Genomic DNA, 14,004 nt, shown 5'->3' with positions numbered 1-14,004 from the left:
TTTATATATCCCATTAAAAAGCCCCCAATCTGGAGGCTTTTAGTATAACGTTTATATTCGTTTTATAGAATGAAGCGGCTTAAGTCTTCATCTTCAACAAGTGCGCCTAGATGTTTTTCAACGTAAGCGGCGTCAATAACAAGTGATGAACCTGCTTTTTCAGAAGCATCGTATGAAATTTCTTCCATCAATCTTTCCATCACAGTATGCAAGCGACGAGCACCGATGTTTTCGGTTTTTTCGTTAACTTGCCACGCTGCCTTAGCAATACGCTCAATAGCATCATCACTAAACTCAATCGTTACTTGCTCAGTTTTAAGGAGCTCTCGTTGTTGCTCAGTAAGCGATGCATGCGGCTCTGTCAGGATACGTTTAAAGTCATCTGCAGTTAGTGGCTCAAGTTCTACTCGAATCGGTAAGCGACCTTGTAGCTCAGGTATCATGTCTGATGGTTTAGACATTTGGAACGCACCTGAGGCAATAAACAACATATGGTCAGTTTTAACCATACCGTGTTTAGTGTTTACTGTTGAGCCTTCAATTAACGGTAGTAAGTCGCGCTGAACACCCTCTCGGCTCACATCAGGGCCTGAAGAATCACCACGTTTACAAATTTTGTCTATTTCATCAATAAACACAATACCGTTTTGCTCTACTGCAAAAATAGCTTGTTCTTTTAGCTCTTCAGGGTTTACTAATTTAGCGGCTTCTTCTTCCGTTAATAGTTTGAAGGCCTCTTTAATTTTTAACTTACGTTTAGTGCGTTTATCACCGCCCATGTTTTGAAACATGCTTTGTAACTGGTTGGTCATATCTTCCATACCAGGAGGCGCCATAATTTCTACGTTTGATTGAGCTTGCGCTAATTCAATCTCGATTTCTTTATCATCTAATTGACCTTCACGTAATTTTTTACGAAATGTTTGGCGAGTAGATGAAGTATCGTCGCGTTGGCTTTCGCCATATTGATCTTTAACCGGTGGTAAAAGTGCATCTAAAATACGCTCTTCTGCTGCTTCTTCGGCGCGATGTTTAAACTTTTTAGTTTGCTGTTCGCGAGTCATTTTAATTGAAACATCAACGAGGTCACGTATGATCGTATCTACTTCTTTACCAACATAACCAACTTCAGTAAATTTAGTCGCTTCTACTTTAATGAATGGTGCGTTAGCAAGTTTTGCTAAACGGCGGGCAATTTCTGTTTTACCTACACCTGTTGGACCAATCATTAGTATATTTTTTGGTGTTACTTCACTGCGTAAATCTTCATTTAATTGCATACGGCGCCAGCGATTACGAAGCGCAATAGCGACTGCTTTTTTAGCTTTAGCCTGACCTATAATATGCTGATCTAGCTCGTGAACAATTTCTCTTGGGGTCATATCAGACATAATAGTTCCTATTATAATTCTTCGATTGTTTGGAAGTTATTAGTAAATACGCAGATGTTGCCTGCAATAGTTAAGCTTTTCTCTACTATTTCACGAGCGCTTAAATCTGTATTTTCTAAAAGGGCGGTTGCAGCTGATTGCGCAAAGTTACCACCACTACCAATCGCAATTAAATCGTTTTCTGGCTGAACTACATCGCCATTACCGGTAATAATTAAAGAGGCTGTTTCGTCTGCTACAGCGAGCAGCGCTTCGAGTTTTCGAAGGGCACGGTCACTTCGCCAATCTTTAGCCATTTCTACTGCGGCTTTAGTTAGGTTACCTTGGTGCATTTCTAATTTGCTTTCAAAACGTTCGAAAAGAGTGAAGGCATCAGCAGTACCGCCGGCAAAACCAGCGATTACTTTGCCATTATAAAGACGTCGAACTTTGCGGGCGTTGCCCTTCATTACGGTGTTACCAAGTGAAACTTGGCCATCGCCGCCAATTACAACTTTGTCGCCGCGGCGAACACTTACGATAGTAGTCATGTTATTCCTCATCATCGAGCTGCAGAGGCAACTCGTAAAAAACGATTATGATGAGGTTATATGGGTGAATGGTTTATTTTCAAGTCCAGCCCCAAATTCCGCAGCCGACTATTTTTACACGTTTAAGTTTGTTTTTATCGCTTTCGGCTTGGCGTTTGGTTTTATAAGGGCCTAAACGTACTTTATACCAAGTACCATTGCTGCCTTCAGCCTGTTTTATCTCAGAAATGAGCCCTGCAAATGCGATTTTAGCTTTTAACGATTCAGCTTGTGCATGAGTCCTGAACGAACCGCATTGCATAACATAAGGACCTTTTTGCTCAAGTTCTTTTACTTCAACTTGAATCTCGTGGTTTCTAATTTCTTTAATAAATTCCGGTGTACGTGGAATAACAACTTCTACTTTTGCGGGTGCAGTTGGGTTAGCTTGTTTTTCGACAAGTTTTGGATCGGCATTACTTTTTATAAACCATAGTGTGTAGGCAAAACCACCTACAAGTAAGATGGCTATAACGGCTAAAAGAATAGGAAATGGTTTTTTAGCGGGTGCGTTTTTTTTACTGTTTCTGCCTGCAGGCTTTTTATTAATATAATCGTGCTGTGCCATGGTGTTATTTTGGCCTTAACCTAAATCATGTCTATAGGGTCTACGTCTAAGCTCCAGCGTACTTTTTGTGCAAGTTTACTGGTACTTAAATAATCAACCATTTGCGCAAGGTACTGATGTAATATGCGACGATCTTGCGCTTGAATATGCAATTGAAAACGATACATACCTGCGACTCTTTCAAGTGGGGCAGGGATCGGACCGAGCAATTGTATACCAGATACCCCATTCACAGGAACCAAATCCGTCAAAAAATCGACGACTAGTTTAATACTATGTCCTTGTGCACGCACAATGGCCATATTTGTAATGGGCGGTAAGTCAGCATCATCGCGCTCACTAAGAGCAAAACGGGCAAAGTCTTGGTAACCATTATTAACTAAGTCTTGCAAAAGAGGGTGTTCTGGAAAGTGTGTTTGTAATAACACTTGACCAGGTTCTCCTGAACGTCCAGCACGCCCCGCTACTTGGGTGACTAATTGCGCTAAATGCTCTGTCGCTCTGAAGTCGCATGAGTATAAGCCGCTATCTACATCTAAAATTATAACAAGGCTCACATCTGCAAAGTGATGGCCTTTGGCAAGCATTTGTGTGCCCACTAAAATGCGTGCGCCCCCTAGGTTTATTTCATCAAGTGCTTTTTCAAGGCTACCTTTTCGGCGAGTTGAATCGCGGTCTATACGAGTAATGGGTGTATCAGGGAACTCGGTCGATAAAAACTCTTCAATTTGCTCTGTGCCTTTACCGTTAGGAAATATTTGCGTACTTCCACAGTCAGGGCATTGGTGAGGGACAGGGTACTGGTCGCCACAGTGATGACAGATCATTTGCCCAATCGCTTTATGAAATGTAGCGCTGGTACTGCATCGTTTACACTCGCTCAACCACCCGCACTCATGGCAAATAAGGGTTGGTGAGAAACCTCGGCGATTTAAAAATACCATAACCTGTTTACCGCGATTTAAGTGCTGACGCATAGTAGCAAGGCTTGCATGTGCAATACCTGCTTGGTCGGGCTGACCTTTCATATCGAGTAACTTAAACTGATTGTCAGTCGCTGTTTGCGCACGCTCCGTTAAACTTAATAGCTGGTATTTGTTATTAATTGCTTTGTGAAGTGTTTCAAGCGCGGGTGTGGCGCTGCCTAATATAAGCGGGATTTTATGCTGAAAAGCTCTGTAAGCGGCTAAATCACGAGCATGGTAACGAAGGGTATCTTGTTGTTTAAATGACGAGTCGTGTTCTTCATCAACAACAATCATACCGAGTTTTAAAAATGGCAGAAAAATACTCGAACGTGTGCCAATAACTATCGCACAACTGCCTTTTTCGCAAAAACGCCATGTTTGTAAACGTTCGTTGTCGGTAAGTGCTGAGTGCCAAAGCATAATGGGTGTATCAGGAAAGCGGCGGCGAAAACGGTTTACGGTTTGTGGTGTTAGGCCGATTTCGGGCACGAGTACGAGGGCTTGCTCGCCACGTTTGAGTACTTCTTCTAGGCACTGTAAATACACTTCGGTTTTACCGCTGCCCGTTACGCCTTCTAATAAGAAGCTGCTAAAGCCAGTACTTTGATTTATAGCTGTGCAAGCAACCGCTTGTTCTTTATTAAGTACTGGTTTACTACCGACGGTTGGAGCAACACTTTGCCATTGGTTATCGTGCTCAATAGTTTGTGTTATGAGTTCTTTATCTATTAAGCTATCTATTGTTTTTTTACTAAAGCCCAGTGCTTTTAACTCAGTTAATGATGACTTACCTGATTGCGATAACTGCTTTAATAGGTTGAGCTGTGTTTTAGCTTTTAATGACGGTACTTTTGCACCTTTTTCTGTCAGGGCAACCATATTAATACTGGTTTTATCAGGCGATTCACCTTGGCGAAGTGCACCAGGTAGCGCTATATGAATAGTTTCGCCTAATGGATAGCAATAATAGCGGGCAGTAAAGCTAAGGAGTTCTAAATGCTGGGCACTTAAAATAGGGGCGTCATCTATTACCTCTATAATATTTTTAATTTTATTTAAAGGGACGTCGGTACTGCTTTTAATACCCAGAACAACCGCTACTTTTTTTTGATTACCAAAAGGTACCAAAACCCGCATGCCAGGTAGTAAAGGAGTTGATAAGCCACTGAGCTGTTCTTCTATTTTATAATCAAAGGTGCGTGGAAGCGGGACTTTAATAGCAACTTCAACAAAACTCATAACAACTCAACCCGTAAAATTAATGCTGTAATGTACTAAAAATAACGCTAAAAACCTACTAGCAATAGCGCTTGAGACAGAGATTGTTCACTTTTTTGGCAAAAATATAAATAAATACTTGTGTGGGGGGAGGTTGTTGGATAAAATCCGCCACCAACAAATTTGTTTTAACGACGTATGGTGCCAAACTCCGGGTTTGGAGAGCGATGCGGCCTTAACTAGAGGTTCCTATGAAAGAAGGTATTCACCCTAAGTACGAAGTAATTTCTGCAACATGTTCATGTGGAAATAAATTCGAAACTAGCTCAACTCTTTGTAAAGACATTCACTTAGACGTATGTTCTGCGTGTCACCCGTTTTACACTGGTAAGCAAAAAGTTTTAGACACTGGCGGACGTGTTGATCGCTTCAACAAGCGCTTCGGTGCACTTGCCAGCAAGAAGTAATTATTGCTGTTTAGTTAAAAAAAGCACCTTAGGGTGCTTTTTTTGTGCCTAAAATTTGTTATTTATTATCTTAAACTAACCTACATAAATCTTTGAGCAATTTAACGAATTAAATTGCACTATAACGTCGTTAAAAATTTTTTATTTAGAACAACTAGATACAAAAATTTTTGCCTAGTTCTAGCGTAATTTTCTTAACGTTAAATAGACCCCATATATAAGCAGATTGGTATTATTTCGTTGATTTTAACTATCCCCTCCTTTTGCATAACTATTTCCTATTCTTATTCTGAGTATGCATAATCCTTTACAGACAAATCGATAGATATTCTCTATATTTTAAATAGTACAATTTTTAACTAGGTTGATAAAAGTAGCTAACGTGGGCTTATCTGTTTTTAAAGTAGGGTAGTAGGCTGTTATTCTAAGTTTATGCTGATACTTTAAGTATACATTTTATAAGATTTTGATAGGCATAAAAGCACCTTAAAACTTACTTTTTAGGTGAATTTTTATTTATTAAATGTTGATATAATCCTGCAAAGTTACTGAAAAACCTCTTAAAATTAAAGGATATAGCATATAACAGGATAGACCTGATATTGCTTGGAATTTAAAAATAATAAGGGTATCGTACCCCAAGACTCCATCTCTCACTTTAACTTAAATTGCAGGATACCATCGCGTTATGTCTGACTTTCGTGAACAAGCACTACATTACCACTCACATCCCGTACCAGGTAAAATTAGCATTGAGCTTACAAAACCAGCTGAAACGGCTCATGATCTTGCACTTGCGTATAGCCCAGGTGTTGCCGAACCTGTACGTGAAATAGCTGCAGATCCTGCAAATGCTTATAAATATACTGGTAAAGGTAACATGGTTGCGGTTATTACTAATGGTACTGCAATTCTAGGCCTTGGTAATTTAGGTCCTTTAGCGTCTAAGCCTGTAATGGAAGGCAAAGCGTTATTGTTTAAACGTTTTGCAGGGCTTGATTCTATCGATATTGAAGTTAAGCACAAAACAACAGAAGACTTTATTAATACGGTTGCCAACATTGCCGACACATTCGGTGGTATTAACCTTGAAGATATTAAAGCACCAGAGTGTTTTGAAATAGAAAAAGCATTAATAGAGCGTTGTAGTATTCCTGTTTTTCATGACGATCAACACGGTACTGCCATTGTAACGGCTGCTGGTATGTTAAATGCGCTAGAAGTACAAGGTAAGTCAATTGAAGATGCAATTATTGTATGTTTAGGTGCAGGCGCTGCCGCTGTTGCGTGTATGGAGCTGTTAATTAAGTGTGGCGCACTGCGTGAACACATTTATATGCTTGACCGCAAAGGTGTTATTCATACCCGCCGCGATGACTTAAATGAATACAAACAGCTTTTTGCTAATAATACCGATAAGCGTACATTGCAAGATGTAATTGCAGATGCAGATGTATTTGTGGGTGTTTCTGGCCCTAACTTATTAGCGGCTGAAGATTTAAAGCTAATGGCTGCAAAACCAGTTGTGTTTGCATGTTCAAATCCAGATCCTGAGATTGATCCTGCACTTGCGCACGGCGCACGCAACGATTTAATCATGGCAACAGGGCGCTCTGATTACCCTAACCAAGTTAATAATGTTTTATGTTTCCCGTTTATTTTCCGTGGTGCGCTTGATGTACGTGCAAGCGCTATTAACGATGAAATGAAAATTGCTGCAGTAGATGCTATTCGAAGTATTGCCAAAGAGCCAGTACCTGCAGAAGTTTTAAAAGCCGCTGGTGTAGATAAACTAGAATTTGGTGCGCAGTATATTATTCCAAAACCAATGGATCCACGTTTACTGCCGCGTATAGCAAGAGCTGTTGCACTTGCTGCTATTGAGTCAGGTGTTGCACAAATTGAGCTACCTGAAAACTATATGCAGTAAATCTATACAGTAGAGCTATGCAATAAAATTTAGACATAAAAAAACCTCAGTAATTACTGAGGTTTTTTTTGTCTTTGTAATATTTATTCTTCGTTTAAAACGGGTACTTCTAGACCCATTTCTTGCATTATTTTTTTAACTTCTTCTGGCACTTTTTCGGCGTTATCTTTACGTAAGTCATCGTCATTTGGTAAAGGTTGGCCAGTAAAAGCATGCAAAAATGCCTCACATAGCAATTCACTATTTGTAGCATGGCGAAGGTTATTGATTTGACGACGTGTACGTTCGTCAGTTAATACCTTTAATACATTTAGCGGGATCGAAACGGTGATCTTTTTAACTTGCTCTGATTTTTTACCGTGTTCTGCGTATGGGTGAATATACTCACCATTCCATTTAGCCATAAGATGTATCGTTGCCTCAGATTATTAATTTCTCACACGGTATAAAAAGCGTGTAAATATGCGTGAAATTCTATCGATTTAAAAAAGATAGTCAAATAATAGATACCGATCTATCTTAATAAGCCTATTGTAGGTGTAAAGATAAGCACACTTTTGTGAGCTAAAATGTGTTATTCGCAGAGGCCCCTTCTACTTTTAGCCATCTAGAGCTTTAAAATACTTTGACTTATCAAAACGGATAACTTACTCTTTTAGACGTCTAAACATCCAAATTAATCAGGTGACGAATATGAGCGAAAAAAACAAAGCGACCATTGCTGTACGTAACGGCGTTGATGCTGATAAACATCATGGTGCGGTGGTACCGCCAATTTATTTATCGACTACTTATTCGTTTGCCGACTTTGATACTAAGCGTGAGTATGATTATGGTCGTAGCGGTAATCCTAATCGTGATATTTTAGCTGAGACGCTTGCTAAGCTTGAAGGTGGCGCTCGTGGCATAATTACAGCTACAGGCATGGCTGCCGTGCATTTAGCTACTCAGCTACTTAATAGTGACGATACGTTAGTAATTCCGCATGATTGTTATGGTGGCAGCTATCGTTTATTTACATCTTTACAAAAACGCGGACTACTAAAGCTCGAAATATTAGATTTAACAAAAGAAGAAAGCCTTCAACAAATTTTAGTAATTAAACCTAAGCTTATTTGGATAGAAACCCCAAGTAACCCAGTACTTCGTTTAACAGATATCAAAGCGGTTACCGATGTGGCTAAGCAATGCGGTGCATTGGTGGCTGCAGATAACACGTTTTTGTCGCCTGCTTTACAAAATCCTATTAAGTTTGGTGTAGATATTGTGGTGCATTCAACCACTAAATACATTAACGGACACTCAGATGTAGTAGGCGGCGCTGTTATTGCCGCAACACAAGAGTTAGGCGATGAGCTTGCTTGGTGGGCTAATAACATTGGTATTACGGGTGCGCCTTTTGATAGCTATTTAACGCTTCGTGGTTTACGTACTTTAAATGTGCGCCTAAGGCAGCATCAAGAAAATGCACTGGCAATAGCTAAGTACCTTGAAAGCTCTGAATATGTAAGCCAAGTTTACTACCCAGGTCTTGAGTCGCATCCTCAGCATGAGCTGGCTAAAGCACAGCAACTTGGTTTTGGTGGCATGGTTAGTTTTGATATTAAAGGCGATATAAATGACGCTGCGGCATTTTTAACTAGCCTTAAAACGTTTAGTTTAGCTGAGTCACTAGGTGGCGTAGAGAGCTTAATTTGTCACCCTGCAACTATGACGCACGCAGGTATGGAGGCAACAGCACGTTTAGAAGCGGGTGTGGGCGATACGCTTATTCGTATTTCGGTAGGTATTGAAGATATACACGATTTAGTCGCTGATTTTGAGCGAGTGTTTGAACTTGTAAAACCAGGGCAAAATAAAAATGTTGGCCGTGTAGGCAAGGGAGCAGGCACTTCTGGTGGTAACGTTAAATTAAGTGCAGCCCGTCCGGCGCTTTGGTGATTAATATGGTTAATTGTGTACATAAATTTGGTGGTTCAAGCTTAAGCTCTAGTGAGCGCTATCAAAGCGTAGCTAAAATAATTATTGGGCATACTCAGACGGGCGACTGTGTTGTGGTGTCTGCTGCAGGTAAAACTACAGATACACTTGTGTCGTTGTGGCAAAGTTATCAGCAGCAAGACACGCAAGCTGTCGCTGATATTTTACTGCAGTTAAATAACCATCAAAGTGATTTAATAGAGCAGCTATTAGAAGCCGATTTAAAACGAAGTGCACTTAAAACACTAAGTATCGAACTTAGCTATATTGCAGAACTTGCTCAAGCTGAGCAGCTAAAAGAGGCTGCATTACTTGCACATGGCGAACTGTGGTCAGCACGTTTACTCGCTACTTATTTACAGCAGCTAAATATTGAGGCATGCGCTCAAGATGCACGTACTCTTTTTATCTTAAATGATGGCGAATTAATGCATGCGCAAAATGCGCAGCAATGTGGGCAGTTAATTTTGCCTAATAAAATAAATGTTGTTACTGGGTTTATTGCCGCAGATATCAAAGGCGAGACTGTAACACTTGGCCGAAATGGGAGTGACTACAGTGCAACACTACTTGCAAATTACTGTAATGCTAAGCAAGTATGTATTTGGACCGATACACAGGGTGTGTTTAGCACTGATCCTCGAAAGGTAAAAAAAGCGATTAAATACGGCAAAATTTGCCGTGGACAGGCTAATTTATTAGCTCGTTTGGGTAACCCTGTATTACATGCAAAAACACTATCGCCACTTAAAAACACAGATATTAAGCTAGCTGTTCGCAGTAGTTTTGACGTACAAGCAAGTCCAACAGATATAGTCAAAGAAGGTTCAGCGAAGAAAAAGCGCTTTATAACCACGTTGCAAAATGTTGACCTATTAATGGTTGAAGGATTAAGTGAAGGTGAGGTTGCAAGTGTTAGTCAGCTTATTCAGCATAGTCTTCATCACTTTACCCATAATGGTGAAGTGTATTTAGTAGTACCTGCAGCACAAACTTATCTGGTTATTAATTATTTTGCGGGTAGGGCAAATATTAGCGAGTCAAATTTAAACGGTTGTGCAATTGTAGCGCCTGAGCAAGGCGTTAATACATTAAGCTTACAAGCATTAGATTTATTAAAACTCCACAGCATAAAACCTCGTTTTGTCCATCAAGATACTGGCTATGCTTTATTGCTTACCGATCAATTTATAGATAGTGATATACAAAGTGACTTACACGATAAGCTAATTAATAAAGGCCAAGAAATCGCAATTATAGTTGCGGGGCTTGGTAACGTTGGCGACGTTTTCATTAAACAGTTGTCGGCACAATTTGAGCGTTTATCGGATGACTTTAGTATTAAATTAGTCGGTCTAATTCGCTCTAAAAAAATGCTGTTTAATGCAAGTGGTATTAATACACAGCAATGGAAAACTCAATGGCAGCATGAGGCAAATAGCTATCAATCTGCAGATTTACTGAATGCTATAAATGAGCTCGATTACGAGCATAAAATTGTAATTGATATTACCGCAAGTGAACAATTTAGCTTGTTATATCCAGACTTTGTAGATAGAAACTGTCATTTAATTAGTGCTAATAAATACGCTGGAACAGCACCGACTACTTGGTATAAAGCACTTCGTAGTAATATTACAGAACGTAATTTACATTGGCGATATAACACCAGTGTAGGCGCTGGCTTACCTATTAACTTTGCTTTGGCTGATTTGCAAAATAGTGGCGATAAAATAACACGTATAGAAGGTGTTTTCTCAGGCACGCTTTCGTGGTTATGCAGTAAATATGATGGAACAAGGCCATTTTCTGAGTTGCTACTGGAAGCTCAGAAAATGGGATTCACAGAGCCAGACCCTCGCGAAGATTTATCTGGGCGAGATATGCAGCGTAAGCTACTTATTTTAGCTCGAGAGCTAGGTGTTGAGCTTGAACTTGACGATATTAGCTTATCGGCATTGATGCCAGATGAACTTGCGCTGGGAAGTTGGGATGACTTTTTAAATAAAAAAGCACAGCTAGACGCGTTCATCGAAGAGCATGCAGTGACAGCAAAGTCTAAAAATTTAGTACTTAGATATACGGGCTTATTAGAAATCACACAAGGTGAAGTAATTGCTAAAGTGGGAATAGCGTATGTGCCTAATGGCGATGCGTTAGCAAACCTTACACCTGGCGATAATATTTTTGTAATTAATAGCAAATGGTATAGCGATAACGCATTAGTGATTCAGGGGCCAGGAGCGGGTAGAGAAGTGACCGCTGCGGGTGTGCACTCTGATTTATATTGGCTTGTTCAAAACTTAAAATAAACCTTTGGTTTAAACAAAAACGGCAGCTTAAATAAGCTGCCGTTTTTGTATTACATACATATTATTAAAATAGCTCTTCTTCTGTTTTAGTGTCTTCTTCAAATATATCGTTAGGCTGAGATAGCACATACTTTGTAGGTGCAGTACCTTTTTCAAAATATTCAAATCGACTCGTGTAATCATTTTTATGGCTAAGTAAGCCGGTAGCTAAATCAATACGAATAGAAACAAGTCCCTCAGGCGGCTCAATTGGGGCTTCAGGCTTGCCTTCAAGTGCCGCTTTCATAAATTCAACCCAAGCTGGCTGCGCGGTTTTAGCGCCAGATTCCGCACCTGATATTTGGCTGCTATCTAGGTTGTTATTATATGTAGAGCGACCAAGAGCGTTGCCCGGATTATCAAAGCCAACCCAAACTGAGGTCATCACATTACTATTAAAACCGCTAAACCAGGTATCTACTGAGTCATTAGTTGTGCCTGTTTTACCTGAAATGTCGCGACGATCTAGCGCTTGTGCTCGCCAAGCGGTTCCACTCCAACCTGTTTTATGAGCCCAGCTACCACCCCCCCAAATTGCACTATTCATAGCATCAGCAATTAAAAATGCATTTTGCTTAGAAATAATTCTCGGCGCACATTTTTTCGTTTGCTCCATTTCATCATCACTATTATGCATTGAGAGTGCATTATTTATTGGCAAAGGCTCTTCGTCACAGGCAAGAGCAGGGTTTGCTTTAAACAATACATTGCCGTAAGCGTCTTGAATTTCTGAGATAAAGTAAGGTTCAATTAAATGACCGCCATTGGCAAATGTACTCATGCCTCTTGCAAGTTCAAGAGGAGTAATGGAAGCACTACCAAGTGCTAATGATTCACTGCGATTAATGTCAGCGTCTTTAAAACCAAATTTTAGTAAGTGATCAGCTGTACGTTGCAATCCAACACCACGTAGTAAGCGCACCGAAATAACGTTTTTAGACTGTGCTAAAGCACGGCGAATTCGAATAGGACCGTTGTAAACAGCAGGGCTGTTTTTAGGACGCCATGCTACGCCTTGGCTCTTATCCCATTGGTTTATAGGTGCATCATTTAATATAGACGCAAGCGTGTAACCTTTTTCAAGTGCTGCCGAATATATAAAAGGTTTTATATTAGAACCCACTTGACGCTTAGCTTGTATCGCTCGGTTGTATTGACTTTGCTCAAAGCTGTAACCCCCTACAATAGCTTTTATTCTACCGTCTTGTGGATCGAGGGATACAATAGCGCTTGATGCTTCTGGTATTTGGCTTAATAAGTAGCTGTTATCTTCGTTTTGACGTACCCATATTTGCATACCTGGCGTTAAAATATCAGTAGCTGCTTTTGGAGCAAAGCTTTGGCGGTAGCGAGTAATATACTTACGCGCCCATTTTAAACTATCCCAACTGAGAGTTGTTTGCTCACCATTTTTAAGTAGTACTGTAGCTGTTTTATTATTAACACTGAGTACTGCTGCAACTTTTAAAGTGCCTAACTCATTTACGCTCTGTAATTTATTGAGTATTTGTTGCTCAGTTAAAGCTGGTTGTGTTTCAGGATTCCATAAAACATCAGTTGGACCTCTAAAACCATGACGCATATCGTAACTGTGTAAGTTATTTACAAGTGCGTTTTGCGCTGCTTTTTGAACCTTTGACTCTACTGAGGTAAAAATTTTAAAACCAGAGTTGTAGGCTTTATCTACCCCATAGCGCGAAACCATTTCAGCGCGCACCATTTCAGAGATATACGGTGCGTATAAGTTTATTTCTGCACCGTGAAAATAAGCGGTGATAGGTTGGCTAGTTGCTTCGTTATATTGCTCTTGTGTTATATAGTCTTCGGTCAGTAAACGGCCTAAAACTACATTTCGGCGTGCTTTTGCACGCGTTGGGTTACGAATTGGGTTTAAAGCTGAAGGTGCTTTAGGTAAACCTGCAATCATCGCCATTTGTGCAAGTGTTAAATCTTTTAGCTCTTTACCGTAATAAACTTGCGCTGCTGCACCAATACCGAAAGCACGATTACCTAATTCTATTTTATTAAGGTAAAGCTCTAAAATTTCGTCTTTTGTTAATACATCTTCGATATGCAGTGCTATAAATATTTCTTTAACTTTACGAATATAGGCTTTTTCGCGTGTCAAAAAGAAATTACGAGCAAGCTGCATAGTAATAGTACTTGCGCCTTGTTTTTTCTCGCCGGTAGATATGAGAACAAGGGCTGAGCGTACAATACCTATAGGGTCTATGCCTATGTGGTCGTAAAAACGATTATCTTCCGTAGCTAAGAACGCATTAATTAACGTTTGAGGGATCTCATCAATAGTCACAGGAATACGGCGTTTTTCACCAAATTGATTGATTAAAAGCCCATCTTTAGTGAAGACTTGCATAGGAGTTTGTAATTGCACGTCTTTTAAAACTTGCACACTGGGGATATCAGGTTTAACGTAGTAATAAAGACTGACCAAAGTGATCAGACCAATTAACACACAAATGATAAAAAATTGTAAAGTTCGTTTTAATAAAATCACTTATATTTCCCTAAATGGACTCCCAATTGCGAGTTTTGACTGTT

General features: G+C 39.9%; 10 protein-coding genes. 4 read left to right on the top strand and 6 right to left on the bottom strand.

The window, feature by feature from the left end; all coding sequences use genetic code 11:
* Positions 1-62: 62 nt before the first annotated feature.
* The 4 genes from hslU to priA form a co-directional block, all read right to left on the bottom strand.
* Positions 63-1,391: an HslU--HslV peptidase ATPase subunit gene (gene hslU / locus I6F42_RS10765; protein ID WP_007582032.1), complete on the bottom strand. Its 1,329-nt coding sequence runs from the start codon at positions 1,389-1,391 to the stop codon at positions 63-65.
* A gap of 11 nt (positions 1,392-1,402) precedes the next feature.
* Entirely contained in the window at positions 1,403-1,921 is a 519-nt protein-coding gene (gene hslV, locus I6F42_RS10760) for an ATP-dependent protease subunit HslV (protein WP_002958366.1), read from the bottom strand.
* Positions 1,922-2,000: 79 nt separating this feature from the next.
* The gene (locus I6F42_RS10755) at positions 2,001-2,528 is read right to left on the bottom strand and encodes an SPOR domain-containing protein (protein WP_007582031.1); all 528 of its coding nucleotides are present in this window, start codon (positions 2,526-2,528) and stop codon (positions 2,001-2,003) included.
* Between the two features lie 20 nt (positions 2,529-2,548).
* Positions 2,549-4,735 carry a primosomal protein N' gene (gene priA / locus I6F42_RS10750; protein ID WP_010553802.1) on the bottom strand — a complete coding sequence of 729 codons (2,187 nt, stop codon included), beginning with the start codon at positions 4,733-4,735 and terminating at the stop codon, positions 2,549-2,551.
* 230 nt (positions 4,736-4,965) lie between these two features.
* Between priA and rpmE the strand changes: the two genes are divergently transcribed.
* Together rpmE and I6F42_RS10740 are read left to right on the top strand one after the other, a co-directional pair.
* A complete protein-coding gene (gene rpmE, locus I6F42_RS10745) occupies positions 4,966-5,181 on the top strand; it encodes a 50S ribosomal protein L31 (protein WP_007582029.1) in 216 nt (71 codons plus the stop codon).
* 688 nt (positions 5,182-5,869) lie between these two features.
* The gene (locus tag I6F42_RS10740; RefSeq protein ID WP_007582028.1) at positions 5,870-7,111 is read left to right on the top strand and encodes a malic enzyme-like NAD(P)-binding protein; all 1,242 of its coding nucleotides are present in this window, start codon (positions 5,870-5,872) and stop codon (positions 7,109-7,111) included.
* Positions 7,112-7,194: 83 nt separating this feature from the next.
* Here the strand turns inward: I6F42_RS10740 and metJ are convergent, their stop codons facing one another.
* Complete coding sequence (metJ, locus tag I6F42_RS10735) at positions 7,195-7,515, bottom strand: met regulon transcriptional regulator MetJ (protein WP_007586263.1); 321 nt, start codon at positions 7,513-7,515, stop codon at positions 7,195-7,197.
* Between the two features lie 289 nt (positions 7,516-7,804).
* Between metJ and metB the strand changes: the two genes are divergently transcribed.
* Together metB and metL are read left to right on the top strand one after the other, a co-directional pair.
* The gene (gene metB, locus I6F42_RS10730) at positions 7,805-9,052 is read left to right on the top strand and encodes a cystathionine gamma-synthase (protein WP_010553801.1); all 1,248 of its coding nucleotides are present in this window, start codon (positions 7,805-7,807) and stop codon (positions 9,050-9,052) included.
* A gap of 5 nt (positions 9,053-9,057) precedes the next feature.
* Positions 9,058-11,403 (top strand): bifunctional aspartate kinase/homoserine dehydrogenase II, encoded by a 2,346-nt coding sequence (gene metL, locus I6F42_RS10725; RefSeq protein WP_010553800.1) that lies wholly within the window; start codon positions 9,058-9,060, stop codon positions 11,401-11,403.
* Between the two features lie 64 nt (positions 11,404-11,467).
* On the opposite strand, the gene I6F42_RS10720 is transcribed toward metL, so the two are convergent.
* On the bottom strand, positions 11,468-13,960 hold the full coding sequence (locus I6F42_RS10720) for a penicillin-binding protein 1A (RefSeq protein ID WP_010553799.1): 2,493 nt from the start codon (positions 13,958-13,960) through the stop codon (positions 11,468-11,470).
* Positions 13,961-14,004: the final 44 nt, after the last annotated feature.

It is taken from the genome of Pseudoalteromonas sp. SWYJZ12, from assembly GCF_015864395.1.
Taxonomy (GTDB): Bacteria; Pseudomonadota; Gammaproteobacteria; order Enterobacterales; family Alteromonadaceae; genus Pseudoalteromonas; species Pseudoalteromonas arctica.
Note: the sequence above shows the minus strand (reverse complement) of the source record. Positions and strands in the feature narration are given on the sequence as shown.